Genomic DNA, 23,651 nt, shown 5'->3' with positions numbered 1-23,651 from the left:
CAGACTAGCCGCCGGCTTTAGTCACCTTGAGATCAGGTCGCTGAATCGGTGGTTTAAAAGAACAATTGGAGCATTACAGATGAAGGCATCAGGTTTTAAAAAAGCTGGCAAGACCCTTCTCGCCCTCTCCTTGATGGGTGTGATGGCCGGGGCAGCTCAAGCAGCAGACAAGGTTCTGCACATCTACAACTGGTCCGATTACATCGCACCGGACACGGTTAAAAAATTCGAAGACCAGACTGGTATCAAGGTGGTCTATGACGTGTTCGACAGCAACGAGACCCTTGAGGCCAAGCTGCTGGCGGGCAAGTCCGGCTACGACATCGTCGTGCCTTCCAACAATTTCCTGGCCAAGCAGATCAAGGCCGGGGTTTACCAGGAGCTGGACAAGTCCAAGCTGCCCAACTGGAAAAACCTCGACCCGGCGTTGCTCAAGGCCGTTGGCGATGCCAGCGACAAAGACAACAAACATGCGTTCCCGTACATGTGGGGCACCATCGGCATCGGCTACAACCCGGAGAAGGTCAAGGCCGCGCTGGGCGTGGACACCATCGATTCCTGGGACGTGCTGTTCAAGCCGGAGAACGCTGCCAAGCTTAAAAGCTGCGGCATAAGCTTCCTCGACTCGCCGACCGAAATGATCCCGGCCGCCCTGCACTACCTGGGCTACCCGACCGATTCGCAAGACAAGAAACAACTGGCTGAAGCCGAAGCGCTGTTCCTGAAGATTCGCCCTTCGGTCGGCTACTTCCATTCCTCCAAGTACATCTCCGACCTGGCCAACGGCAACATCTGCGTGGCCGTGGGTTACTCGGGTGACCTTGAACAGTCCATTTCCCGCGCCAAAGAGGCCGGTGACAAGGTCAAGCTCAAGTACGCGATCCCTAAAGAAGGTGCCGGCAGTTTCTATGACATGGTCGCCATTCCCAAGGATGCCGAGAACGTCGACGCCGCCTATGCCTGGATGAATTATCTGATGCAGCCTGAAGTGATGGCCGAAATCACCAACAGCGTGCGTTTCCCCAACGGTAACAAGGCTGCAACGCCGCTGGTGAATAAAGATATCTCGGGCGACCCGAGCATTTACCCGTCCGATGAAGTGAAGGCCAAGCTCTACGCCATCAGCGATTTGCCGCCGACCACCCTGCGGTTGCTGACGCGCAGCTGGACCAAAATCAAGTCCGGTAAATAACGCCTCGCCCCTTGTAGCCGCTGCCGAAGGCTGCGATTGAGACCGGAGGGCTGAGGCCTTCCGGTTTCACAAAAACCGGCGCAATGGTCGGAAAAACAAGGTGTTAGGGCAATTATTCGCGGAAAACTTTGCTGTGCAGGTTTATCGAGGGTAAGTTGCGCGCCGGTTTTGTCTTTGGCGGTTCGACTGCCGTATGACGCGGGCAACTCAGGCCCAACTATTTAGAGGACCATCACGTGTCTATATCTCTGTTTCGCAAGACCTTGCTGGTCGGAGCTGGTTTGACGCTTGCCGTCAGCGTACAAGCGGCACCCACGGTGCACATTTACAACTGGTCGGACTATATCGCGCCGAACACGCTGGCTGATTTTGAAGCCGCGACCGGCATCAAGCCGATTTATGATGTCTTTGATTCCAACGAAACCCTGGAAGGCAAACTGCTGGCCGGGCGTACCGGTTATGACGTGGTCGTTCCGTCTAACCACTTCCTGGGCAAGCAGATCAAGGCGGGTGCGTTCCAGAAGCTCGACCTTGCGCAGTTGCCGAATTATTCCAACCTCGACCCGGCCCTGCTCAAGCGCCTGCAGGCCAATGACCCGGGCAATCAATATGCCGTGCCTTACCTGTGGGGCACCAACGGCATTGGCTACAACGTCGATAAAGTCAAAGAAGTGCTGGGCGTCGACAGTATCGACTCCTGGGATGCGGTGTTCAAACCCGAGAACATGAAGAAGCTCACCAAGTGCGGCGTGGCTTTCCTGGATTCGGCGGATGAAATGCTGCCTACCGTACTCAACTACCTGGGCCTGGATGCCAACAGCACCAACCCCAAGGACTACAAGAAAGCTGAAGAAGTCCTGATGTCGGTGCGTCCATACGTCACCTACTTCCACTCTTCCAAATACATCTCCGACCTGGCCAACGGCAACATCTGCGTTGCGATTGGTTTTTCCGGTGATGTATTCCAGGCCAAGGCGCGTGCCGAGGATGCAAAAAAAGGCGTGAACATCGCCTATATCGTGCCCAAGGAAGGCGGCGCCCTGTGGTTTGACATGCTGGCCATCCCCAAGGATTCCAGCAACGTCAAGGAGGCCCACACATTCATCAACTACCTGCTCAAGCCTGAAGTGATCGCTCAGGTCAGTGACTATGTCGGTTATGCCAACCCTAACCCGGCGGCCGACAAGGTGATGGATGAGTCCATTCGTACCGACGAAGCGGTTTACCCAACCCAGGCGGTGCTGGACAAGACATACGTCTCAACCGAGCTGCCCCCGAAAATACAGCGTCTGATGACGCGTACGTGGACCAAGGTCAAGACGGGCAAGTAATCTCGCCAGACCACCTATCCAAGGCCCGGCCATCAAGGCCGGGCTGCTAAATTTGTTGGGAGTTACGTAATGGCTGTTGCCTCCGGCGCCTATAAGAAAGCCCTCGAGGGCGACCAGACACCTAAGCAGGTGCTGGTCAAAATCGACCGGGTCACGAAGAAATTCGACGAGACGATTGCCGTGGACGATGTGTCCCTGGAAATCAACAAGGGCGAAATCTTCGCCCTGCTCGGCGGATCGGGATCGGGCAAATCCACTTTGCTGCGCATGCTCGCCGGTTTCGAGCGCCCAACAGAGGGTCGTATCTTCCTTGACGGTGTTGATATCACCGACCTGCCGCCCTATGAGCGGCCGATCAATATGATGTTCCAGTCCTATGCCCTGTTCCCGCATATGACCGTGGCGCAGAACATCGCCTTCGGCCTCAAGCAGGACAAGATGTCGACCGCCGAGATCGATGCCCGCGTGGGCGAGATGCTCAAGCTGGTCCACATGAGCCAGTACGCCAAGCGCAAGCCCCATCAGTTGTCCGGTGGCCAGCGCCAGCGTGTTGCCCTGGCCCGTTCGCTGGCCAAGCGCCCGAAGTTGCTGCTGCTGGATGAGCCAATGGGCGCATTGGACAAAAAACTGCGTTCGCAGATGCAGCTGGAACTGGTTGAGATCATCGAGCGCGTGGGCGTGACCTGCGTGATGGTGACCCACGACCAGGAAGAGGCCATGACCATGGCCCAGCGTATTGCGATCATGCATTTGGGCTGGATTGCCCAGATCGGCAGCCCTATCGACATTTACGAAACCCCGGTCAGCCGCCTGGTGTGTGAATTTATCGGCAACGTCAACCTGTTCGACGGTGAAGTGGTCGATGACGCCGAAGGCTATGCGCGGATCAAGTGCCCGGAGCTGGAGAACGATATCTACGTCGGTCACGGCGTGAGCACCTCGGTGGAAGACAAGCACACCACCTACGCGATTCGCCCGGAAAAAATGCTCGTCACCACCGAAAAGCCGACCTGCGAATACAACTGGTCGCGCGGCAAGGTGCATGACATCGCTTACCTGGGCGGGCACTCGGTGTTCTACGTCGAGCTGCCGAGCGGCAAGCTGGTGCAGTCGTTTGTGGCCAACGCCGAACGCCGTGGCGCCCGCCCGACCTGGGACGACGAAGTCTACGTGTGGTGGGAAGACGACAGCGGCGTGGTATTGCGCTCATGAACATGCGAAAACTCAAACGCCGACTGCAACGAATAACCCCCGGTGGCCGCCATATGGTCATCGGGATTCCATTCCTGTGGCTGTTTTTGTTCTTCATGCTGCCGTTCTTTATCGTCCTGAAGATCAGCTTTGCCGAAGCGGACGTCGCGATTCCGCCGTATACCGAGATCTATAGCTACGTTGACCAGAAAATCCAGGTACTGCTGAACCTGGGCAACTACGCCATGCTCGGCGACGATGAACTGTATATCGCCGCGTATCTGGGCTCCCTGAAGATGGCTTTCTTCAGCACCCTGCTGTGCCTGCTGATCGGTTATCCGATGGCCTATGCCATCGCCAATGCCCGTAAAGAGATGCAGACCGTGCTGGTACTGCTGATCATGATGCCGACCTGGACCGCGATCCTGATCCGCGTCTACGCGTGGATGGGCATTCTCAGCAACAACGGCCTGCTCAATGGCTTCTTGATGTCGATGGGCTGGATCAGCGAACCCCTGCAGATCCTCAACACCAATATCGCGGTGTATATCGGCATTGTGTATTCGTACCTGCCATTCATGATCCTGCCGCTGTATGCCAACCTGGTGAAACACGACACCAGCTTGCTGGAAGCCGCGTCAGACCTGGGGTCGAGCACCTTCAACAGCTTCTGGAAGATCACCGTGCCGCTGTCCAAAAACGGCATTATCGCCGGCTGCATGCTGGTGTTTATCCCGGTGGTGGGCGAGTTCGTGATCCCGGAACTGCTGGGCGGCCCGGAAACCCTGATGATCGGTAAAGTGCTGTGGCAAGAGTTCTTCAACAACCGTGACTGGCCGGTGGCGTCTGCGCTTGCCGTGGTCATGCTGGCGATCCTGATCGTGCCCATCATTCTGTTCAACCGCAGCCAGGCTAAAGAGCTGGAGGGCAAGATATGAATCGCTTCCGTTTTTCTAGCTTTATGTTGGTCGCGGGGTTGTTGTTCATCTACCTGCCGATGCTGATTCTGGTGATCTACTCGTTCAACGCCTCCAAGCTGGTGACGGTGTGGGGCGGCTGGTCGTTGAAGTGGTACGTGGGCCTGCTGGACAACACGCAACTGATGGGTTCGGTGATGCGCTCGCTGGAAATCGCCCTGTACACGGCGATTGCAGCGGTGGCACTGGGTACGTTGGCGGCGTTCGTGCTGACGCGTATCAGCCGCTTCAAGGGTCGCACGCTGTTTGGCGGCCTGGTGACGGCGCCGCTGGTCATGCCAGAGGTGATTACCGGTCTGTCGCTGTTGCTGCTGTTCGTGGCGATGGCGCAGATGATTGGCTGGCCGCAAGAACGTGGCCTGGTGACCATCTGGATCGCGCACACGACGTTCTGCTCGGCCTATGTGGCGGTGGTGGTGTCGTCGCGCTTGCGTGAGCTGGATCTGTCGATCGAAGAAGCGGCCATGGACCTGGGTGCCAAGCCGTGGAAGGTGTTCTTTTTGATCACCATTCCCATGATTGCGCCCTCCCTGGCGGCCGGCGCAATGATGTCCTTTGCCCTGTCGCTGGACGACCTGGTACTGGCCAGCTTTGTGTCGGGGCCGGGGTCGACGACCTTGCCGATGGAAGTGTTTTCGGCGGTGCGCCTGGGGGTCAAACCTGAGATCAACGCCGTGGCCAGCCTGATTTTGCTGGCCGTGTCACTGGTGACCTTTATGGTGTGGTTCTTCAGCCGCCGCGCTGAAGAGCACCGCAAAAAGGCGATTCAGCAGGCTATCGATGAGTCTGCGGCGGAATCGTGGAAGCAGCCGGACGTGCGTCGTCCGCAGTCGACCAGCGCGGTTTAAGACAGCGTCATAAAAAACCTCGCCCCCTGTGACAGGGAGGCGAGGTTTTTTTTTGCCTGAGATCAAGAGCCCCTCACCCCAGCCCTCTCCCGGAGGGAGAGGGAGCCGATCTTCAGTGAGGCGTACATCTGCTTTTGCTTTTAGTCCCCTCTTCCATTGGGAGAGGGTCAGGGTGAGGGTTTTTTTGATCTTCCTATGGCTTGGCCACCTTCCACGCCCCGTCCATTTTACCGTCACCGGTCATGTCACCGGCTTTCTTGTCCATCACGAAGGTGTACAGCGGTTTGCCGTCATAGGCCCATTGCATGTGGCCGTCATCGCGCTTGATGGCCGTCCACTTGCCCATGTCCATGGCTGTGCTCTCGGCTGCCAGCGGCGGCCAGTTGGCGGCGCACTTGTCATTGCACATCGATTTGCCGCCCGCATCCTTGGCGAAGGTGTAGAGGGTCATGCCTTTGTGGTCGACCAGCATGCCGTCCTTGGTCATCGCCGGTTCAGCCGCATACGCCAACCCGGGCAAGGTGAAGGCTACGGCCAGCAGCAATGTCTTTAGGGAAAACGAGCTAGATGTCATTGGAATCGTCCTTTTTGTGGTTGTACGATTTGAGACTAAAGCGTAGTTCACGAACCGTTAGCGCGCGCTCATCCCCAAAGCTGTCACACGACTGCAATAATTGCGTTATCTAATGCGCCACAAGACAGTTTAATGACGAGAGGATTACGGCATGGTTGGCAGGAGCATTTTGATCGTTGATGACGAGGCGCCGATCCGCGAGATGATCGCCGTGGCCCTGGAAATGGCGGGCTACGATTGCCTTGAAGCCGATAATGCCCAGGATGCCCATGCCATTATCGTGGACCGTAAACCGGACCTGATCCTGCTCGACTGGATGCTGCCCGGCGGCACGTCGGGCATTGAGCTGGCCCGACGCCTCAAGCGCGAAGAGCTGACCGGCGATATTCCCATCATCATGCTCACGGCCAAGGGTGAAGAGGACAACAAGATTCAGGGCCTGGAAGTGGGCGCGGATGACTACATCACCAAACCGTTCTCACCCCGAGAGCTGGTAGCCCGCCTCAAGGCCGTGCTGCGCCGCGCCGGCCCGGCCGATGCCGAATCGCCCATCGAGATCGGCGGTCTGCTGCTCGACCCCATCAGCCACCGCGTGACCATCGACGGCACCCCTGCCGAAATGGGCCCCACTGAATACCGCCTGCTGCAATTTTTCATGACCCACCAGGAGCGCGCCTACACCCGGGGCCAGTTGCTGGACCAGGTCTGGGGCGGCAACGTGTATGTGGAGGAGCGCACTGTGGACGTGCATATCCGCCGCTTGCGCAAAGCGCTCGGTGAGGCTTACGAAAATCTGGTACAAACCGTGCGTGGTACCGGTTACCGGTTTTCCACCAAGGCCTGATACCGGCTCTCACTGATCCAGCGGCAAGCAAGGACTCGCGCGACGTGAATCAAAACTGGCATGGCACTCTGATCCGTCATTTGTTGCTTTTGGTCACTGGCTGCCTGCTGGTCGGGCTGATCAGTGGCTATTACGGCTGGAGCCTGGCCATTGGCCTGGCGTTCTATCTGGGCTGGACCCTCAAGCAGTTGCTGCGCCTGCACGAGTGGCTGCGCCAGCACAAACCCGACGAAGCACCGCCCGATGGCTACGGTTTGTGGGGCGAGGTGTTCGACAGCATCTACCACCTGCAGCGCCGTGACCAGCGCGTACGCGGGCGACTGCAAGCGGTGATCGATCGCGTGCAAGAGTCCACGGCGGCGCTCAAGGACGCGGTGATCATGCTCGACAGTGACGGCAACCTGGAGTGGTGGAACCTCGCCGCAGAGACCCTGCTGGGTCTCAAGACGCCACAGGACAGCGGCCAGCCAGTGACCAACCTGGTACGCCACCCGCGCTTCAAGGAATACTTCGAGCAAGGTAATTATGGCGAACCGCTGGATATCCCCTCGCCGGTCAACGATCACTTGCGCATCCAGCTCTATATCACCCGCTACGGCAACAACGAACACCTGATGCTGGTGCGCGACGTGACGCGCATTCATCAACTGGAGCAGATGCGCAAAGACTTTATCGCCAACGTATCCCATGAACTGCGTACGCCGTTGACGGTGATCTGTGGCTATCTTGAAACCCTGCTCGATAACGTCGACGACGTAAACCCGCGCTGGAAGCGCCCCCTGTCGCAAATGCAGCAACAGGGTGAACGCATGCAGACCCTGCTCAACGACCTGCTGTTGCTGGCCAAGCTGGAGGCCACGGACTACCCCTCGGATAACCAGCCGGTGGCCATCGACAGCTTGCTGCGTTCGATCAAGAGCGACGCCCAGGCGTTGTCCGGTCAGCGCAACCAGACGATCACCCTGGACGTGGAAGCCGATTGCGCGCTCAAGGGCAGCGAAGCCGAATTGCGCAGCGCGTTCTCCAACCTGGTGTTCAACGCCGTCAAATACACCCCCGATGGCGGCAGCGTACGCATTCGCTGGTGGGCAGACAGCGCGGGCGCCCACTTGAGCGTGCAGGACTCGGGCGTGGGTATCGACAACAAGCATTTGCCGCGCCTGACGGAACGCTTCTACCGTGTCGACTCCAGCCGCAACGCCAGCACCGGCGGCACCGGGCTGGGCCTGGCGATCGTCAAGCATGTGTTGCTGCGCCACCGCGCGCGCCTGGAGATCAGCAGCGTATTGGGACACGGCAGCACCTTCACCTGCCATTTCGCACCGGGCCAGGTGACAAAACCCCAGCCAAAGACACTTATTGACTAGGCCCTGTAGCCCTTTCCCACTAGGCAAGGGCTACATCAGCCGTTACATTGTTTGGCCATACCTCCCTATCTGTAACGACGGAACCCGTAAAACTCCATCATGGACCCTTCCCCTGGCTTGACCCTCGCGACACTCTTCGCCGACTTCGGCATGATTCTTTTTGCTTTGATCCTGGTTTTGCTCAACGGTTTTTTCGTTGCGGCCGAATTTGCCATGGTCAAATTGCGCTCCACCCGGGTTGAGGCGATAGCCGAAGACAACGGCTGGCGCGGGCAGATCCTGCGCACCGTGCATAACCAGCTCGACGCCTACCTGTCTGCCTGCCAGCTGGGTATCACCCTGGCCTCGCTGGGCCTGGGCTGGGTCGGCGAGCCGGCGTTCGCCCATATCCTGGAGCCGCTGCTGGGCGCCATCGGCGTCTCGTCGCCTGAAGTGATCAAGGGCGTATCGTTCTTTACCGCCTTCTTTATCATTTCCTACCTGCACATCGTGGTCGGTGAGCTGGCGCCCAAGTCCTGGGCCATCCGCAAGCCAGAGACCCTGTCGCTGTGGACCGCCGTGCCGCTGTACCTGTTTTACTGGGCCATGTACCCGGCGATTTACCTGCTCAACGCCAGTGCCAACGCGATTTTGCGTATTGCCGGCCAGGGTGAGCCCGGTGCCCATCACGATCACGCTTACAGCCGTGAAGAACTCAAGCTGATCCTGCACTCCAGCCGTGGCCAGGATCCGAGCGACCAGGGCATGCGCGTGCTGGCTTCTGCCGTGGAAATGGGCGAGCTGGAAGTGGTCGACTGGGCCAACTCCCGCGAAGACCTGGTGACCCTGGATTCCAAGGCGCCGCTCAAGGACATCCTGGCGCTGTTCCGTCGCCACAAATTCAGCCGCTACCCGGTCTATGATGCCGACACCAACACCTTCGTCGGTTTGCTGCACATCAAGGATCTGCTGCTGGAACTGGCCGACCTGGACCACTTGCCCGAAACCTTCAACCTTGAAGAACTGACCCGACCGCTGGAGCGGGTGTCGCGGCATATGCCGCTGAGTCAGTTGCTTGAGCAGTTCCGCAAGGGCGGCGCGCACTTTGCCCTGGTTGAAGAAGCTGACGGCAAAGTGGTGGGCTACCTGACCATGGAGGACGTGCTGGAAGTGCTGGTGGGTGATATCCAGGACGAACACCGCAAGGCCGAGCGCGGCATTCTGTCGTATCAGCCTGGCAAGCTGCTGGTGCGCGGCGACACGCCGTTGTTCAAGATTGAACGCTTGCTGGGTGTGGACCTTGACCACGTTGAAGCCGAAACCGTCGCGGGCCTGATCTACGACACCCTCAAGCGGGTTCCGGCCGAAGAAGAACAACTGGAAGTCGAAGGCCTGCGCATCATCATCAAAAAGATGAAAGGTCCGAAAATCGTCCTGGCCAAAGTCCTCAAGCTGGATTAAATCCCGCTCTTTGTAGCAGCTGCCTCGTTCCTTCGGCAGATGCTACAAAGATTTATGCAACTCTCCCTTGTGTAAGAACTTTTGCCAGCGAAAGCTGGCTGAAAGCTTCCCTCTCTAGCATCGAGTCATTACCGGCAACAGACCGGTTGGCCTGCCACGCGTACAACCCGCGGTCAGCGCCTTACTACAACAATAAGGGTGACTTTCATGCTGACCTTCCTTGGCTTTGCCATGGTCATTACATTCATGTACCTGATCATGACCAAGCGTCTTTCCGCCCTGATCGCCCTGATTCTGGTGCCCATCCTGTTTGCCGTTTTCGGCGGTTTTGCCCCGAAAATCGGCCCGATGATGCTCGAAGGCATCACCAAGCTGGCCCCTACCGGGGTGATGCTGATGTTCGCCATCCTCTACTTTGCCCTGATGATCGACTCCGGTCTGTTTGACCCGGCAGTGCGCAAGATCCTCAAGCTGGTCAAGGGTGATCCGCTGAAAATCTCGGTGGGCACGGCGGTGCTGGCGCTGGTGGTGTCCCTGGATGGCGACGGCGCGACCACCTACATGATTTGCGTAGCGGCCATGCTGCCGCTTTACAGCCGTATCGGGATGAGCCCGCGGATCATGGCCGGCCTGATCATCCTGGCCGGCGGCGTGATGAACATGACGCCCTGGGGCGGCCCGACAGCACGGGCGGCCAGTGCGCTGCACGTCGACCCTTCGGATATTTTTGTACCGATGATCCCGGCAATGCTCGCCGGCTGCGCAGCGATCCTGGTCATCGCCTGGTTCTACGGCAAGCGCGAGCGTGCGCGTCTGGGCGAATTGCACCTGCACGGCGATGAAGTCGACCACAGCGAAATCAGCGTGTCGCAGTATCCAGATGCACGTCGACCTAAACTGATCTGGTTCAACGGTGCATTGACCCTGGCGCTGATGATCGCGCTGATTGCCGGCCTGCTGCCTCTGCCCGTGTTGTTTATGGTCGCGTTCAGTATCGCGATGATCGTCAACTATCCTTGCCTGCAACAGCAAAAAGACCGTGTAGCGGCCCATGCTGGCAGTGTCCTGGCAGTGGTTGGGCTGATTTTTGCCGCGGGTATCTTCACTGGCATCCTGTCGGGCACCGGGATGGTCGATGCCATGTCCAAAAGCCTGTTGGCCGTGATTCCGCCTGCGCTCGGGCCGTATCTGGCGGTGATCACCGCGCTGGTGAGCATGCCCTTCACCTTCTTCATGTCCAACGATGCGTTCTACTACGGGGTACTGCCTGTATTGGCCGAAGCGGCCAGCCACTACGGCATCACTGCCGCCGAAATGGCCCGTGCCTCAATTGTCGGCCAGCCAGTGCATTTGCTCAGCCCACTGGTGCCCTCGACCTACCTGCTGGTAGCTCTGGCCGGTATCGAGTTTGGCGATCACCAGCGTTTCACCCTCAAGTGGGCGATTCTGGTGTGCCTGTGCATCATGGTCGCCGCGCTGCTGCTGGGCACATTCCCGCTGTTCAGTACGCTGTAACACAGCAATCGCGTAGCAGCTGCCGAGGAACGAAGGCTGCGTTCGAGCGCGAAGCGGTCGTAAAGTCTGAGCCTATGGTGTGCCTGACACACCGCAAACGCCGATTTTACGACTGCTGCGCAGCCGGACGCAGCCTTCGTTCCTCGGCAGCTGCTACGAGGTATTAATCTTTCAACCCTGCCCCTGCTATGCGATGCTGGCGCTCTGCTCAATTGCCGACTACATCTTAAGAAACATCTGTAGGAACGGCCCGCAGCTATCTGATCCTTAGACACATCTACCACAGGGAGCCAGCATGCTGACCCTGCTCAATCTGCTTTCCGCCGTGGCCTTGCTCATCTGGGGCACGCATATCGTCCGAACCGGCATCTTGCGGGTCTACGGTACCAACCTGCGCCATGTCATCGGGCAAAACGTCTCCAGGCGCATGTTTGCCTTTGTCGCGGGGATCGTGGTTACCGCCATGGTGCAAAGCAGCAACGCCACGGCCATGCTGGTCACCTCCTTTGTCGGCCAGGGGCTGATGGCGCTCACTCCCGCGCTGGCCACCATGCTCGGTGCCGATGTCGGTACGGCCTTGATGGCGCGGGTGCTGACCTTCGACCTGTCGTGGCTATCGCCGCTGTTGATTTTTCTGGGTGTGATTTTCTTTTTGACCCGCAAGCAAACCCGTGCCGGGCAACTGGGGCGGGTGGGCATTGGCCTGGGCTTGATCATCCTGGCGTTGCAATTGATTGTCGAAGCCGCCACACCCATCACCCATGCTCAGGGCGTGAAGGTGATTTTTGCTTCGTTGACCGGCGATATTCTGCTCGATGCCCTGGTTGGCGCCCTGTTCGCCATGGTGTCTTACTCAAGCCTGGCAGCCGTGCTGCTGACCGCCACATTGGCGGGCGCGGGGGTTATCAGCCTGCATGTGGCCATCGGCCTGGTGATTGGCGCCAATATCGGCAGCGGCATACTGGCGTTTCTCAGTACCAATATGCAGAACGCAGCGGGCCGGCAGGTGGCATTGGGCAGCCTGCTGTACAAGCTGATCGGCCTGTTGTTGATCATGCCCGTGCTCGACCCGCTGGTGGCCTGGATGGACAGCCTGAGCTATAGCGCCCAGGAGTTGGTGATCGGCTTCCATCTGCTCTACAACACCGCCCGCTGTTTCTTGATGTTGCCGACAGTAGGCCTGATGGCGCGCATTTGCGCCTGGCTGCTGCCTGAGCGCGAGCAAACCAACGGTGTCGCCAAACCGCGCCACCTGGACCCCGCCGCCCTCGATACACCGAGCCTGGCGCTAGCCAATGCGGTGCGCGAAACCCTGCGTATTGGCGACCTGATCGACACCATGTTGGTCAATATGCTCGACGTTCTACGCGGCAAGCAAACGGCTATCACCGCGGAAATGCGCACGTTGAGCGATGAAGTCGAAGTGCTCTACAGCGCGGTAAAACTCTATCTGGCACAAATGCCTCGGGAGGATTTAAGCGAGCAGGACAGTCGGCGCTGGGCTGAAATCATCGAACTGGCGATCAACCTCAAACTTGCCAGTGATGTAATCGAACGCATGCTGCGCAAAGTCCAGCAGCAGAAAACCTCCCAGCGCCGGTCATTTTCAGAAACAGGGCTGGAGGAGCTGGTGGGCCTGCAAACCCAGTTGATCGATAATTTGCGTCTTGGGCTGACGGTGTTTCTCAATTCCGACCCGCAGAACGCCCGCCAATTGCTGCGTGAAAAACGCCGCTTTCGCGCCCAGGAGCGGCGTTTGGCCCACGCTCACGTAAGTCGCTTGCAGCGTAAAGTCACACAAAGTATCGAGACCAGTTCTATGCATCTGGAGCTGATCGCGGACATGAAACGCCTTAACTCGTTGTTTTGCGGCAGCGCCTACGTGGTGTTGGAGACCTCTGAAACCGGGGCCCTGGAGTTGGATGACGCAGCCGACACGCAACATTCGCCTTGAACGTTGTACGTCGGGCTGTTGTCAGCCGTTATGCAGCGACTAAGCTGCACGGGCTCAAGGATTCGAGAATTCAGGGATTTTTTATGCGTTGCCTGCTGTTTATCTGCTTGCTGCTTGGCGCTGCCCAAGGCTTTGCCGTGGATCGCTACAGCGTTGAGGGCTATCAACTGCCCAATGGTCTGCAACTGATCCTCAAACCCAACAACGATCGCGATCATGTGGCTATTCGGCTGGTGGTGGGGGTGGGTATGGATGACTTTTCCTGCGCCGATCAGCAATTGCCCCATCTGCTGGAACATTTGCTCTTCAGCGGCATCGACGACACCGGTGAAGGGGGGCTGGAGGAGCGCATGCAAGCGCTGGGGGGCGAATGGAACGCTTTTACCAGCAGCGCCGATACCACCTTTGTAATCGAGGCCCCGGCAAAAAATCAGCGCAAGATTCTCGACCTGCTGCTGGGGTTGCTGACCCGCACCCAGCTGACCGAACAACGTATCAGCGACGCCAAACAGGTGGTCGAGCGCGAAGACGGCGGCCATTATTCGCACTTGCAGCGCTGGCTGGACCGTCAGGATCTGGGCCACAGCGCCAGCAACCAGCTGGCTGTCGAATTGGGCCTGAAGTGCGCCGAGCGGGCCGAAGTGCATGACCTTACCCGCCAGCAGCTAGAGGCTGTACGCCAGAAGTGGTACGCGCCCAACAACATGACGCTGATTATCGTCGGCGACCTTGACCGTTTCTTGCCAGCTTATCTCGAGCGAGCCTACGGTGCCCTCGAGCCGGTTGACCCCAGCGAGCACCGTCCCCTGGCCGCCATCGATGCCAAGGCCGACGCAGAGCGCGAGCTGGTGCGCGGTGTGGTCGGCGATACGGCAACCCTGCACTGGTTGCTGCCCGAACCGGTTATCGAAGGGCAATCCGATGAAACCTGGACCCTGCTGCGCGATTATCTGGAGTGGGCGCTGTACAGCGAACTGCGGCTCAAGCACGGCTTGTCTTACGGCCCCTGGGCTGAGCGCGAGGTGTTTGGCGGCGTGAGTTTTCTGAGTCTGAATGCGGATCTTGAACGCGAGAACGTGCCCAGGGCCCGTGAGGTGATGCAGCAACTCACGTCACGGCTGCTCAAGGACGGGCTGGATCCGCAGGTGTTTGCCCGACTCAAGCAAACGGCCATTTCCCGTCAGGCGTGGACGGTGCAAGGCAGCAGTGCGCTGGCCGATTACTACTGGGCCTCGCTGGGAGACTACGATGAAGGCCGTTTTGCCGACCCTGCCCGGCAGTTGCAGGCCATTAACCTGGAGCAGGCAAATGCCGCACTGCGCGAGTTATTTGCCGAGCCCGGGTACATTCGCATCGAAAAGCCGCTATTCAGCTATCACGGCTTGAGCATGGCCATTTTGGGCGGGTTGCTGCTGTTGATCAGCGCCGTGGTGGGTTGGCGCCTCTGGCGCCGGCGTTAAGGCTTGATTGCCGGAGTCGCAAACGTTTTGATACCGTAAAATCATTGCCTATTCGCGGCTGGTTGATCCAGCCGCCAGCGTGCGGAGTATTCATCGTGAGTGATCGTTCCAATCCTTGGCAATTGCAGGCCATCGTCTGCCAACTGCGCGCGGCGCGAAACCAGTGGCGTACGCAAAACGGCCGCGTCAGTGGCGAACAGGGCGGTCGCGAGCTGCCGTCGCGTGCTGCAATGGCCGATATTCTTGAAGCTCTTTGCGGTGCTTTGTTTCCGATGCGTTTAGGCCCGGTGGACCTGCGTGAAGAGAGCGAAGATTTCTACGTGGGCCACACCCTGGACGTAGCCCTCAATGCGTTGCTGACCCAGGCCCGGCTGGAGTTGCGTTATGTCGCGCGTCAGGGCGGGTTGCCGGATGAGGGAGTGGATGCGACGGCGACCTTGCTGATTCAGGACTTTGCCCTGGCTTTGCCGGGTTTGCGCAGCATTCTCGATACTGACGTACTGGCCGCTTACCACGGTGACCCGGCGGCGCGCAGCGTCGATGAAGTGCTGCTGTGCTACCCGGGAATTCTGGCGGTGATTCATCACCGGTTGGCGCACCACCTGTACCGTGCCGGGCTACCGTTGCTGGCGCGGATCAGCGCAGAAATCGCCCATTCGGCCACGGGGATCGACATTCACCCCGGCGCGCAGATTGGCCGCAGTTTCTTTATCGATCACGGCACGGGCGTGGTGATTGGTGAAACTGCGATTATTGGCGAGCGTGTGCGGATTTATCAGGCGGTGACGTTGGGTGCCAAGCGGTTCCCGGCGGATGAGTCGGGACAGCTGCAAAAAGGCCATCCACGTCATCCGATCGTTGAGGATGATGTGGTGATTTATGCGGGAGCGACGATTTTGGGGCGTATCACCATTGGTCAGGGTTCGACCATTGGTGGCAACGTATGGTTGACCCGCAGCGTACCGGCAGGCAGTAACCTGACCCAGGCTAACCTGCTGCATGATGACGGGACGCAGAAGTAATACTGTGTAAGCCTCTTGCCCTCACCCCAGCCCTCTCCCGGGGGGAGAGGGAGCCGATGTGTGGTGACATCCCCCAATCAGTCCCCTCTCCCTCCGGGAGAGGGGCTCTTGATCTAGCGGGCGCTACGTACACCTTCAGCCAGCGCAGCACACAAACTCAGCACACCATCCACCGCCTGTTCAGGCGTCGCTGCATTCTCGATCTTGTCGATCAGGGCCGAGCCCACCACCACGCCATCGGCCAGGCGGGCAATTGCCGCAGCCTGTTCAGGGGTACGGATACCAAAGCCCACGCTGATCGGCAAATCAGTATGCCGACGCAGACGCTCGATAGCCGCGCTCACCTGTTCCGTGGTGGCCGAACCGGCACCGGTCACGCCCGCCACCGAAACGTAATACACAAAGCCCGAACTGCCGGCCAATACGGTCGGCAGGCGCACGTCGTCCGTGGTTGGCGTGGTCAGGCGGATAAAGTCCAGGCCTGCAGCCTGCGCCGGGTCGCACAGCTCGTTGTTGTGCTCGGGTGGCATGTCGACCACGATCAGGCCGTCTACGCCCGACTCTTTGGCTTCGGCGATAAAACGCGCCACGCCATAGTGGTGGATCGGGTTGAAATAGCCCATCAGCACCAGCGGAGTGTCGTTGTTACCGGTACGAAATTCACGAACCATCTGCAGGGTTTTTGCCAGGTTCTGCTTGGCACCCAACGCACGGATGTTGGCCAGTTGAATCGCCGGGCCGTCGGCCATCGGATCGGTGAAGGGCATGCCCAGTTCGATCACATCGGCGCCTGCTGCCGGCAGGCCCTTGAGGATGGCCAGCGAGGTGTCGTAATCCGGGTCACCGGCGGTGACAAAGGTCACCAGCGCCGCGCGGTTTTGTTCCTTGAGAGCGGTAAAGCGCGTTTGCAGGCGGCTCATCAGTGTTGCTCCTGTTGAGACTGTTCCATGTGGTGCATCACGGTTTGCATGTCTTTGTCGCCGCGACCCGAAAGGTTGACCACCATCAGGTGATCGGCCGGCAGGGTCGGTGCGCGCTTGAACACTTCGGCCAGCGCGTGGGCGCTTTCCAGGGCCGGGATGATGCCTTCAAGGCGGCAGCATTTGTGGAAGGCATCCAGCGCCTCAGCGTCGGTCACCGAGGTGTACTGGACACGACCGATATCGTGCAACCAGGCGTGTTCAGGGCCGATGCCCGGGTAGTCCAGGCCTGCGGAAATCGAATGGGCATCGATGATCTGGCCATCGTCGTCCTGCAACAGGAAGGTACGGTTGCCGTGCAGCACGCCCGGTTCGCCGCCATTGAGGCTGGCCGCGTGCTTGCCGGTTTCGATACCGTAGCCGGCGGCTTCTACGCCGATGATTTCAACGCCGGTGTCATCCAGGAACGGGTGGAACAGGCCCATGGCGTTGGAGCCACCGCCGATGCATGCCACCAGGCTGTCCGGCAGGCGGCCTTCCTGGGCTTGCATCTGGTCGCGGGTTTCCTTGCCGATCACGGCCTGGAAGTCGCGCACCATCGCCGGGTAAGGATGCGGGCCAGCCACGGTGCCGATCAGGTAAAAGGTGCTGTCAACGTTGGTCACCCAGTCACGCAAGGCTTCGTTCATTGCATCTTTGAGGGTGCCGGTGCCGGCCACCACCGGGATCACTTCGGCGCCCAGCAGCTTCATGCGGAACACGTTGGCCTGCTGGCGCTCGATGTCGGTGGTGCCCATGTAGATCACGCACTGCAGGCCAAAGCGCGCAGCCACGGTGGCAGTGGCCACGCCGTGCATGCCGGCGCCGGTCTCGGCGATGATGCGTTTTTTGCCCATGCGCCGTGCCAGCAGGATCTGGCCGATGCAGTTGTTGATCTTGTGGGCGCCGGTGTGGTTCAGCTCTTCGCGCTTGAGGTAGATCTTGGCGCCGCCACAGAACTCGGTCAGCCGCTCGGCGAAGTACAGCGGGCTTGGGCGGCCCACGTAGTCGCGTTGGAAGTAAGCCAGTTCCTTGATGAACTCAGGGTCTTTTTTCGCCAGCTCGTACTCGCGATCCAGGTCAAGGATCAGCGGCATCAGGGTTTCAGCCACATAACGGCCGCCGAATGAGCCAAACAGGCCATTGGCATCAGGGCCGGTACGCAAGGTGGATTGAGTCATGTGACGCTCCAGATAAAAAATGGCGAAGGTCTATGGGCCTGACTGTACCCGTGACAGCCCGGGATGAAAACCGATAAGATCGCCGTAACCTGTCAGGAAAACTCACAGATACCATGAGCCGCGATCTCCCCCCTCTTAATGCCCTGCGTGCCTTTGAAGCCACCGCCCGCCTGAGCAGCGTCAGCCAGGCGGCTGAGCAGCTACACGTCACCCACGGTGCCGTCAGTCGGCAATTGAAAGTGCTGGAAGAGCACCTGGGGGTGAGCCTGTTCGTCAAGGAAGGGCGCGGGCTAAAGCTGACCGAAGCCGGTATCCGCTTGCGGGATGCCAGTAGCGAAGCCTTTGAGCGCTTGAGAAATGTATGCGCTGAACTCACGCAAAGCCAGGTTGACGCTCCGTTCGTGCTCGGCTGTTCAGGCAGTTTGCTGGCGCGCTGGTTTATTCCGCGCCTGGGCCGATTGAATGCCGACTTGCCTGACTTGCGCCTGCACCTGTCGGCCGGTGAAGGCGATCTGGACCCGCGTCGCCCCGGGCTGGATGCTTTGCTGGTGTTTGCTGAGCCACCCTGGCCAGCAGACATGCAGGTTTATGAGTTAGCCAGCGAGCGCATTGGCCCGGTGGTCAGTCCCCGTTATGCGCGGTACGAACAACTGCGCCATGCCCCGGCCAGCGCCTTGCTCGACGAACCGTTGCTGCACACCACTTCGCGGCCGCAGGCATGGCCGAGCTGGGCGCAAAAAAACGCAATTGAGACGAAGGATTTGCAATACGGGCAGGGGTTTGAACACTTGTATTACTTGCTGGAAGCCGCCGTTGCGGGGCTGGGTGTAGCGATTGCTCCCGAGCCGCTGGTGGCCCAGGACCTGCAAGCAGGACGGCTGGCTGCGCCCTGGGGCTTCAATGAAACCCCGGGGCAACTGACGTTATGGTTGCCCAAGCGCGCCGCAGACGGACGCGCCAGGCAACTTGCGCAATGGCTCAAGGCAGAGCTTGCGCGCAGCGCAGATTAATTGCCGCGCTTGCACAACAGGAAGGCTGCCAGCAGACCCAGTGCGCCGATGGCAACCCCAGCGGTGGCATACGGATGCTCTTGGGCGTATTCACGGGTAGCGATCGCGGTTTCGCGGGTTTTGTCCTTCACTTCTTCCAGCGCATCGCTGAGCAGATGACGTGAATGCTTCAGCGCGTTCTCGGCGTTGTTCTTGAGGATGCCAAGGGTCTTTTTGGACTCGTCCGAAGCGTCGTGCTTGAGGCTTTCAAGAGACTTGAGCAGGCTCTCGATCTCTGCTTCCATGCTTTGCAATGAGGCTTTACGTAAAGAGTTGCTAGCCATTAGGGCTCTCCTGCATTGATGAGTGAGGTGCTTGTTAAGTCGGACTACAGGGGCGTGAGAAAGTGCAGTTAACCTGAACTTTTCCTTTTAGATTGCCTACAAAGTATTTAGCACATTCGCTGCTAGGCTTTGATTTACGACAAAGGAGAACGTTATGTCTGACCATCACACCTACAAGAAAGTCGAATTGGTAGGCTCGTCCCCGACCAGCATAGAAGACGCCATCGGTAATGCACTGGCCGAAGCCAACAAAAGCATCAAGCACCTTGAATGGTTCGAGGTGATCGACACCCGCGGCCATATCAAGGACGGCAAGGTGGCGCACTATCAGGTAACGCTCAAAATCGGCTTCAGGATTGCCAGCAGTTGATTTGAGGCAAGGTTTTGCCCCGCGGACTGGCCGTTTGCCATAAAGTCCGCTACACAGTCTGGGTGCAATGCGGCATGTTCGCATTGCACCCTTTTTGTTTTGACCGGGGAATGTGACCGATGAAAAAGCTTTTATTGGCTGTAGGTTTGCTGAGTCTGGCAGGAACGGCGTTCGCGGCGGGCAAGCCGTGCGAAGAACTGAAAAGCGAAATCGCGGCGAAGATTGAAGCTAACGGCGCCAGACATTATTCGCTGACGGTTGTGGAAAAAGGTGCTGCCGCTGACGGCAAGGTAGTGGGCTCTTGCGAAGCCGGCACCAAAGAAATTGTCTACAAGCGCGGGTAAGTCCAGCGCAGTAGTAGATCTTGTGGGAGCGGGCTTGCTCGCGATGCGCACGCTGCGGTGTTTCAGATCAATCGCGTCGATACCATCGCGAGCAAGCCCGCTCCCACACTTCCCTTTGTGTCAGGCCCCTTTCATCACCTGCGACAGCAATTCATACGAGTGAATGCGGTCTGCGTGTTCGTACAGATCACAGGTAAAAATCAACTCATCGGCCTGGGTCTGCTCGACCAGCACGTCCAGCTTGGCCTTGATCTTCTGCGGGCTGCCGACCATCGCCAGGCCCAGGAAACTCATCACCGCCTCTTTTTCGTGGGGCAGCCACAAACCGTCCATCGTCGCCACCGGCGCGCGCTGCACCAGACTCTGCCCGCGCATCAGCGCCAGGATTCGCTGGTACACCGAGGTGGCCAGGTACTCGGCCTGCTCGTCGGTATCAGCAGCCACCAGCGGCACGCCCAACATCACGTAGGGCTTGTCCAGCACGGCAGAAGGCTTGAAGTGGTTGCGATAAACGCGAATCGCTTCATGCATCAACCGTGGTGCGAAATGTGATGCAAAGGCGTAAGGCAAACCCAGTTCACCGGCCAATTGTGCACTGAACAGACTGGAGCCCAGCAGCCAGACCGGCACATTGGTGCCAGTGCCCGGCATGGCGATGATCCGTTGGTCGGGAGTACGTGGGCCCAGATAGCGCATCAGCTCGGCCACATCCTGCGGGAAATCATCGGCACTGCCCGAACGCTCACGACGCAGGGCGCGGGCGGTCATCTGATCCGAGCCGGGCGCGCGGCCAAGGCCCAGGTCAATGCGTCCCGGGTACAGGCTTTCGAGGGTGCCGAACTGCTCGGCGATAACCAGCGGCGCATGGTTGGGCAGCATCACGCCGCCCGAGCCGACACGGATGGTTGACGTACCGCCGGCGAGATAACCGATCAACACCGAGGTCGCCGAACTGGCAATCCCATCCATGTTGTGGTGTTCCGCTACCCAGAAACGGTTGTAGCCGAATTTTTCCACATGCTGTGCCAGATCCAGCGAATTACGCAACGACTGGGCTGCACTGCCGTTTTCGCGGACAGGGACCAGGTCGAGGGTCGAGAATTTGATGTCAGACAGTCGTTTCATCAGCCGGCTACTCCAGGTGGGATGCAGGTCAGGGTGCTCGCATAACCTGCCAGTACTTACAGCAATATGGGCATATACCCGAGTTTCAATGGTCGACTGGGAATTGAGCTACTAAAAATGAAGATTGGTCCGACAGGGTGAACTTTGTGGGGCGAACTACCCTCACTAGTTCATTCAAGGCGTGAAACCTTCGCGCCGTTCTTCAGGAGGCACGCATGAGTATTAAAAAGAAAGCATCGGCTCATTGGGCAGGCGACCTTAAAACCGGCATTGGCTCCATCTCCACAGAAACCGGCGTGCTGCGCGAAGCGCCTTATGGCTTCAAGGCGAGGTTCGAAGGCGGTAAGGGCACCAACCCCGAAGAGCTGATCGGCGCAGCCCATGCAGGCTGTTTCTCGATGGCCTTGTCGATGATTCTCGGTGATGCCGGCCTCAAGGCCGACAGTATCGATACCACTGCTGAAGTAACCCTGGATCAAGTGGACGGCGGCTTTGCAATTACGGCCGTGCATCTGGTGCTCAAGGCCAAGGTGCCCGGCGCCACCCAGGCGCAATTCGACGAACTGACCACCAAAGCCAAAGAGGGCTGCCCGGTGTCCAAGGTACTGAACGCCAAAATCACCCTCGACGCGACGCTGGTGAGCTGACACCACCTGTGTGCCCCGCTAACCGCTAGCGGGGCACAATCGCTACCCGGCTGCGACAGATCAGTCCTGCGCTGTGCGATATGTGATCGAATGGTCGTTACTCGCGTCAGATCATGACTTTGCGTTCTGCCTCAAGGGAGTCTCACCATGAAACGTTTTGCTCTAGCTGTAGTTTGCTGCGCCTTGGCCACCTCGGCTCTGGCGGCGCCCAAGCCGTGCGAAGAACTGAAAGCCGAAATCGAAGCCAAGATCCAGGCGAACAATGTGTCGTCCTACACCCTCGAAATCGTGAGCAATGAAGAAGTTCATGACGAGAACATGGTGGTTGGTTCGTGTGAAAGCGGCACCAAGAAAATCATCTACCAGAACAATGACCGTCAGCCTTCAAGGTAAGCAGTTGACCAGCCGCTCCTCGGCGACCACCTTGCCCGTTGCGTCGTACAGCCGGGCGTAGGCGTTGAAGCCCAGTGAGCGGGCCTGTAGCCGGTAACGCTGGCCGGGCTGGAAGTTGTCGTAATCGACGGTGACGTAACACAGGCGTTCCTGTGGGTCACTGAACATACCCATGCCGCCGACAAACACCTCGAAATCGAAGCGCACCATCAACTCGTGGCTACCTGGCGTTACTTGAAAATAGCGGCCATCGGCCTGTCGCTTGTTATCCAGACGCTCGGCCATTACCAGCTTGCCGGTTTGGGTTTCAAGGTCGACCCAGGCCATTGTGGGATCAGCCGGGGGGATTGGCGTGCTGGTACAGGCGCTGAGCAGACAAGCAGCCAGCAACCACAAAAGCGTACGCATGATGATGTCCAAAAAAAGTGTTACGCAAGCATAGCGTGCATTATGGTCACATCACTCGCCTACTGGATCGCTTTATGACCTCGCGTGTTCGCGGCTTGTTGGTCCTTGCCTTGCCGCTTCTGCTCAGCGGTTGCTCCAGTGCGGGCTACTACTCGCAATTGGTCACCGGCCAATGGAATTTATTGCAGGCCCGTGAACCCGTGAGCAAGGTGATTGTTGATCCCCGGCGCCCGACAGTGTTGCGTGAGCAATTGGCAAAAGCCCAGGCTGCGCGCTCCTTCGCCAGCGAGCATTTACACCTGCCGGACAACCAGAGCTATCGTCTGTATGCCGACCTGAAACGGCAGTACGTGGTGTGGAATGTCTTTGCCACCCCGGCGTACTCCCTCGACCCCGTCACCCATTGCTTTCCCATAGCCGGGTGCGTGGCCTACCGGGGTTATTACAGCCAGGGAGCGGCGCGAGGCGAGGCGGCCCTGCAACGCCAGCAGGGCATGGACGTGTTTGTCAGCGGCGTTGAAGCCTATTCCACCCTGGGATGGTTTGATGACCCGATCCTCAATGGCATGCTCAATTGGGGTGATGAGCGCTTGGCCACACTGATCTTTCACGAGCTGGCCCATCAGCAGTTTTATGTGAAGGACGACACTGAATTCAATGAGTCTTTTGCCAGTTTCGTGGAACAGGAAGGCACCCGCCAATGGCGCGTCGAACAAGGCTTGCCACCCTCCGACGGCAGCCATGTGCAGCAACGTGAACAATTTATCACCCTGGTGCTCGACACTCGCCAGCGCTTGAAGACCCTTTATGCACAGCCGTTGCCGGCAGCCGAAATGCAGCAGCGTAAAACCGCTGCATTCGAACGAATGCGCCGTGATTATCGTCAGTTACGGGATGAGCAATGGGCGGGAAATCCGCGCTATGACGCGTGGGTCAATGGCCCTCTCAATAACGCCAAATTGTTGCCCTTCGGTCTTTACGATCAATGGGTGCCTGCCTTCGCAGCCCTGTTCAAGCACGTGGGCGGCGACTGGCCGAGTTTTTATGCCGAAGTTGAACAGCTGGGTAAATTGCCCCCCGAACAGCGTAAGGCTGCCTTGTATAAATGGGCTGAACGCTGAGCTTTTTGAGGCTGCACTACATAGATAGCCCCCCTGAAATCCCTGTCTCAATAGG

Annotated in this window: 24 protein-coding genes; 18 read left to right on the top strand and 6 right to left on the bottom strand. The window is 58.7% G+C overall.

Annotated features, from left to right (window positions below):
* Positions 1–79: 79 nt before the first annotated feature.
* The 5 genes from EQV96_RS16300 to EQV96_RS16280 all read left to right on the top strand — a co-directional run bounded on the left by EQV96_RS16300 (position 80) and on the right by EQV96_RS16280 (position 5,539).
* Complete coding sequence (locus tag EQV96_RS16300; protein WP_095017910.1) at positions 80–1,192, top strand: polyamine ABC transporter substrate-binding protein; 1,113 nt, start codon at positions 80–82, stop codon at positions 1,190–1,192.
* Between the two features lie 236 nt (positions 1,193–1,428).
* Positions 1,429–2,523, top strand: coding sequence for a polyamine ABC transporter substrate-binding protein (locus tag EQV96_RS16295; RefSeq protein WP_094999617.1), 1,095 nt, complete (start codon positions 1,429–1,431; stop codon positions 2,521–2,523).
* Positions 2,524–2,592: 69 nt separating this feature from the next.
* A complete protein-coding gene (gene potA, locus EQV96_RS16290; protein ID WP_094999618.1) occupies positions 2,593–3,735 on the top strand; it encodes a polyamine ABC transporter ATP-binding protein in 1,143 nt (380 codons plus the stop codon).
* Entirely contained in the window at positions 3,732–4,652 is a 921-nt protein-coding gene (locus EQV96_RS16285) for an ABC transporter permease subunit (RefSeq protein WP_029611643.1), read from the top strand. The genes potA and EQV96_RS16285 overlap by 4 nt, the downstream gene beginning before the upstream one ends.
* Positions 4,649–5,539, top strand: coding sequence for an ABC transporter permease subunit (locus EQV96_RS16280; RefSeq protein ID WP_016782811.1), 891 nt, complete (start codon positions 4,649–4,651; stop codon positions 5,537–5,539). The genes EQV96_RS16285 and EQV96_RS16280 overlap by 4 nt, the downstream gene beginning before the upstream one ends.
* 193 nt (positions 5,540–5,732) lie before the next feature.
* On the opposite strand, the gene EQV96_RS16275 is transcribed toward EQV96_RS16280, so the two are convergent.
* Complete coding sequence (locus EQV96_RS16275; RefSeq protein WP_094999620.1) at positions 5,733–6,113, bottom strand: hypothetical protein; 381 nt, start codon at positions 6,111–6,113, stop codon at positions 5,733–5,735.
* A gap of 151 nt (positions 6,114–6,264) precedes the next feature.
* Here EQV96_RS16275 and phoB point away from each other — a divergent pair, with 151 nt between their 5' ends.
* The 7 genes from phoB to epsC all read left to right on the top strand — a co-directional run bounded on the left by phoB (position 6,265) and on the right by epsC (position 15,715).
* The gene (gene phoB / locus EQV96_RS16270; RefSeq protein WP_094999621.1) at positions 6,265–6,957 is read left to right on the top strand and encodes a phosphate regulon transcriptional regulator PhoB; all 693 of its coding nucleotides are present in this window, start codon (positions 6,265–6,267) and stop codon (positions 6,955–6,957) included.
* Between the two features lie 44 nt (positions 6,958–7,001).
* Positions 7,002–8,324, top strand: a complete 1,323-nt coding sequence (gene phoR / locus EQV96_RS16265) for a phosphate regulon sensor histidine kinase PhoR (RefSeq protein WP_094999622.1) — start codon at positions 7,002–7,004, stop codon at positions 8,322–8,324.
* A 99-nt stretch (positions 8,325–8,423) separates the two neighbouring features.
* Positions 8,424–9,764 carry a hemolysin family protein gene (locus EQV96_RS16260; RefSeq protein ID WP_094999623.1) on the top strand — a complete coding sequence of 447 codons (1,341 nt, stop codon included), beginning with the start codon at positions 8,424–8,426 and terminating at the stop codon, positions 9,762–9,764.
* Between the two features lie 207 nt (positions 9,765–9,971).
* On the top strand, positions 9,972–11,279 hold the full coding sequence (locus EQV96_RS16255) for a CitMHS family transporter (protein ID WP_094999624.1): 1,308 nt from the start codon (positions 9,972–9,974) through the stop codon (positions 11,277–11,279).
* A gap of 295 nt (positions 11,280–11,574) precedes the next feature.
* Positions 11,575–13,233, top strand: coding sequence for a Na/Pi cotransporter family protein (locus EQV96_RS16250; protein WP_094999625.1), 1,659 nt, complete (start codon positions 11,575–11,577; stop codon positions 13,231–13,233).
* Positions 13,234–13,316: 83 nt separating this feature from the next.
* On the top strand, positions 13,317–14,693 hold the full coding sequence (locus EQV96_RS16245; protein ID WP_240882191.1) for a pitrilysin family protein: 1,377 nt from the start codon (positions 13,317–13,319) through the stop codon (positions 14,691–14,693).
* Positions 14,694–14,788: 95 nt separating this feature from the next.
* Positions 14,789–15,715 carry a serine O-acetyltransferase EpsC gene (gene epsC, locus EQV96_RS16240; RefSeq protein WP_094999627.1) on the top strand — a complete coding sequence of 309 codons (927 nt, stop codon included), beginning with the start codon at positions 14,789–14,791 and terminating at the stop codon, positions 15,713–15,715.
* Between the two features lie 113 nt (positions 15,716–15,828).
* On the opposite strand, the gene trpA is transcribed toward epsC, so the two are convergent.
* Both trpA and trpB read right to left on the bottom strand, forming a co-directional pair.
* Complete coding sequence (gene trpA, locus EQV96_RS16235) at positions 15,829–16,635, bottom strand: tryptophan synthase subunit alpha (protein ID WP_095017907.1); 807 nt, start codon at positions 16,633–16,635, stop codon at positions 15,829–15,831.
* Entirely contained in the window at positions 16,635–17,855 is a 1,221-nt protein-coding gene (gene trpB, locus EQV96_RS16230; RefSeq protein ID WP_094999629.1) for a tryptophan synthase subunit beta, read from the bottom strand. Before trpB ends, trpA begins: the two co-directional genes overlap by 1 nt.
* Positions 17,856–17,968: 113 nt before the next feature.
* Here trpB and EQV96_RS16225 point away from each other — a divergent pair, with 113 nt between their 5' ends.
* Positions 17,969–18,865 carry a LysR family transcriptional regulator gene (locus EQV96_RS16225; RefSeq protein ID WP_094999630.1) on the top strand — a complete coding sequence of 299 codons (897 nt, stop codon included), beginning with the start codon at positions 17,969–17,971 and terminating at the stop codon, positions 18,863–18,865.
* Here the strand turns inward: EQV96_RS16225 and EQV96_RS16220 are convergent.
* On the bottom strand, positions 18,862–19,188 hold the full coding sequence (locus tag EQV96_RS16220) for a DUF883 family protein (RefSeq protein ID WP_016782799.1): 327 nt from the start codon (positions 19,186–19,188) through the stop codon (positions 18,862–18,864). The genes EQV96_RS16225 and EQV96_RS16220 overlap by 4 nt on opposite strands.
* Before the next feature lie 154 nt (positions 19,189–19,342).
* Between EQV96_RS16220 and EQV96_RS16215 the strand changes: the two genes are divergently transcribed.
* Positions 19,343–19,558, top strand: coding sequence for a dodecin (locus EQV96_RS16215; RefSeq protein WP_094999631.1), 216 nt, complete (start codon positions 19,343–19,345; stop codon positions 19,556–19,558).
* 119 nt (positions 19,559–19,677) lie between these two features.
* The gene (locus EQV96_RS16210) at positions 19,678–19,902 is read left to right on the top strand and encodes a DUF1161 domain-containing protein (RefSeq protein ID WP_094999632.1); all 225 of its coding nucleotides are present in this window, start codon (positions 19,678–19,680) and stop codon (positions 19,900–19,902) included.
* Between the two features lie 120 nt (positions 19,903–20,022).
* Here the strand turns inward: EQV96_RS16210 and EQV96_RS16205 are convergent, their stop codons facing one another.
* The gene (locus tag EQV96_RS16205; protein ID WP_095020613.1) at positions 20,023–21,027 is read right to left on the bottom strand and encodes an LLM class flavin-dependent oxidoreductase; all 1,005 of its coding nucleotides are present in this window, start codon (positions 21,025–21,027) and stop codon (positions 20,023–20,025) included.
* 215 nt (positions 21,028–21,242) lie between these two features.
* Here EQV96_RS16205 and EQV96_RS16200 point away from each other — a divergent pair, with 215 nt between their 5' ends.
* A complete protein-coding gene (locus EQV96_RS16200; protein WP_094999634.1) occupies positions 21,243–21,674 on the top strand; it encodes an OsmC family protein in 432 nt (143 codons plus the stop codon).
* 147 nt (positions 21,675–21,821) lie between these two features.
* Positions 21,822–22,067 (top strand): DUF1161 domain-containing protein, encoded by a 246-nt coding sequence (locus EQV96_RS16195; protein ID WP_094999635.1) that lies wholly within the window; start codon positions 21,822–21,824, stop codon positions 22,065–22,067.
* Here the strand turns inward: EQV96_RS16195 and EQV96_RS16190 are convergent.
* Positions 22,059–22,475 (bottom strand): hypothetical protein, encoded by a 417-nt coding sequence (locus EQV96_RS16190; protein ID WP_133144125.1) that lies wholly within the window; start codon positions 22,473–22,475, stop codon positions 22,059–22,061. The genes EQV96_RS16195 and EQV96_RS16190 overlap by 9 nt on opposite strands.
* A 74-nt stretch (positions 22,476–22,549) precedes the next feature.
* On the opposite strand from EQV96_RS16190, the gene EQV96_RS16185 reads away from it, so the two are divergent.
* Positions 22,550–23,596 carry an aminopeptidase gene (locus tag EQV96_RS16185; RefSeq protein WP_240882190.1) on the top strand — a complete coding sequence of 349 codons (1,047 nt, stop codon included), beginning with the start codon at positions 22,550–22,552 and terminating at the stop codon, positions 23,594–23,596.
* The last annotated feature ends 55 nt before the right edge of the window (positions 23,597–23,651 follow it).

This window comes from Pseudomonas sp. TMW22080 (assembly GCF_022496745.1).
GTDB classification, from domain to species: Bacteria; Pseudomonadota; Gammaproteobacteria; order Pseudomonadales; family Pseudomonadaceae; genus Aquipseudomonas; species Aquipseudomonas bubulae.
The sequence above is the reverse complement of the archived record's forward strand: the minus strand, read 5'-3'. Positions and strand labels throughout refer to the sequence as shown.

Excerpts from the sequence above, each read along its gene's own strand:
- EQV96_RS16215 (WP_094999631.1), top strand. The coding sequence starts at position 19,343 with ATGTCTGACCATCACACCTACAAGAAAGTCGAATTGGTAGGCTCGTCC.
- EQV96_RS16255 (WP_094999624.1), top strand. The coding sequence starts at position 9,972 with ATGCTGACCTTCCTTGGCTTTGCCATGGTCATTACATTCATGTACCTG.
- potA (WP_094999618.1), top strand. The coding sequence starts at position 2,593 with ATGGCTGTTGCCTCCGGCGCCTATAAGAAAGCCCTCGAGGGCGACCAG.
- phoB (WP_094999621.1), top strand. The coding sequence starts at position 6,265 with ATGGTTGGCAGGAGCATTTTGATCGTTGATGACGAGGCGCCGATCCGC.
- trpA (WP_095017907.1), bottom strand. The coding sequence starts at position 16,635 with ATGAGCCGCCTGCAAACGCGCTTTACCGCTCTCAAGGAACAAAACCGC.
- EQV96_RS16260 (WP_094999623.1), top strand. The coding sequence starts at position 8,424 with ATGGACCCTTCCCCTGGCTTGACCCTCGCGACACTCTTCGCCGACTTC.
- EQV96_RS16280 (WP_016782811.1), top strand. The coding sequence starts at position 4,649 with ATGAATCGCTTCCGTTTTTCTAGCTTTATGTTGGTCGCGGGGTTGTTG.
- EQV96_RS16205 (WP_095020613.1), bottom strand. The coding sequence starts at position 21,027 with ATGAAACGACTGTCTGACATCAAATTCTCGACCCTCGACCTGGTCCCT.
- EQV96_RS16210 (WP_094999632.1), top strand. The coding sequence starts at position 19,678 with ATGAAAAAGCTTTTATTGGCTGTAGGTTTGCTGAGTCTGGCAGGAACG.
- EQV96_RS16300 (WP_095017910.1), top strand. The coding sequence starts at position 80 with ATGAAGGCATCAGGTTTTAAAAAAGCTGGCAAGACCCTTCTCGCCCTC.
- EQV96_RS16200 (WP_094999634.1), top strand. The coding sequence starts at position 21,243 with ATGAGTATTAAAAAGAAAGCATCGGCTCATTGGGCAGGCGACCTTAAA.
- EQV96_RS16245 (WP_240882191.1), top strand. The coding sequence starts at position 13,317 with ATGCGTTGCCTGCTGTTTATCTGCTTGCTGCTTGGCGCTGCCCAAGGC.
- EQV96_RS16190 (WP_133144125.1), bottom strand. The coding sequence starts at position 22,475 with ATGCGTACGCTTTTGTGGTTGCTGGCTGCTTGTCTGCTCAGCGCCTGT.
- EQV96_RS16195 (WP_094999635.1), top strand. The coding sequence starts at position 21,822 with ATGAAACGTTTTGCTCTAGCTGTAGTTTGCTGCGCCTTGGCCACCTCG.
- EQV96_RS16285 (WP_029611643.1), top strand. The coding sequence starts at position 3,732 with ATGAACATGCGAAAACTCAAACGCCGACTGCAACGAATAACCCCCGGT.
- EQV96_RS16185 (WP_240882190.1), top strand. The coding sequence starts at position 22,550 with ATGACCTCGCGTGTTCGCGGCTTGTTGGTCCTTGCCTTGCCGCTTCTG.
- EQV96_RS16225 (WP_094999630.1), top strand. The coding sequence starts at position 17,969 with ATGAGCCGCGATCTCCCCCCTCTTAATGCCCTGCGTGCCTTTGAAGCC.
- EQV96_RS16250 (WP_094999625.1), top strand. The coding sequence starts at position 11,575 with ATGCTGACCCTGCTCAATCTGCTTTCCGCCGTGGCCTTGCTCATCTGG.
- EQV96_RS16220 (WP_016782799.1), bottom strand. The coding sequence starts at position 19,188 with ATGGCTAGCAACTCTTTACGTAAAGCCTCATTGCAAAGCATGGAAGCA.
- EQV96_RS16275 (WP_094999620.1), bottom strand. The coding sequence starts at position 6,113 with ATGACATCTAGCTCGTTTTCCCTAAAGACATTGCTGCTGGCCGTAGCC.
- trpB (WP_094999629.1), bottom strand. The coding sequence starts at position 17,855 with ATGACTCAATCCACCTTGCGTACCGGCCCTGATGCCAATGGCCTGTTT.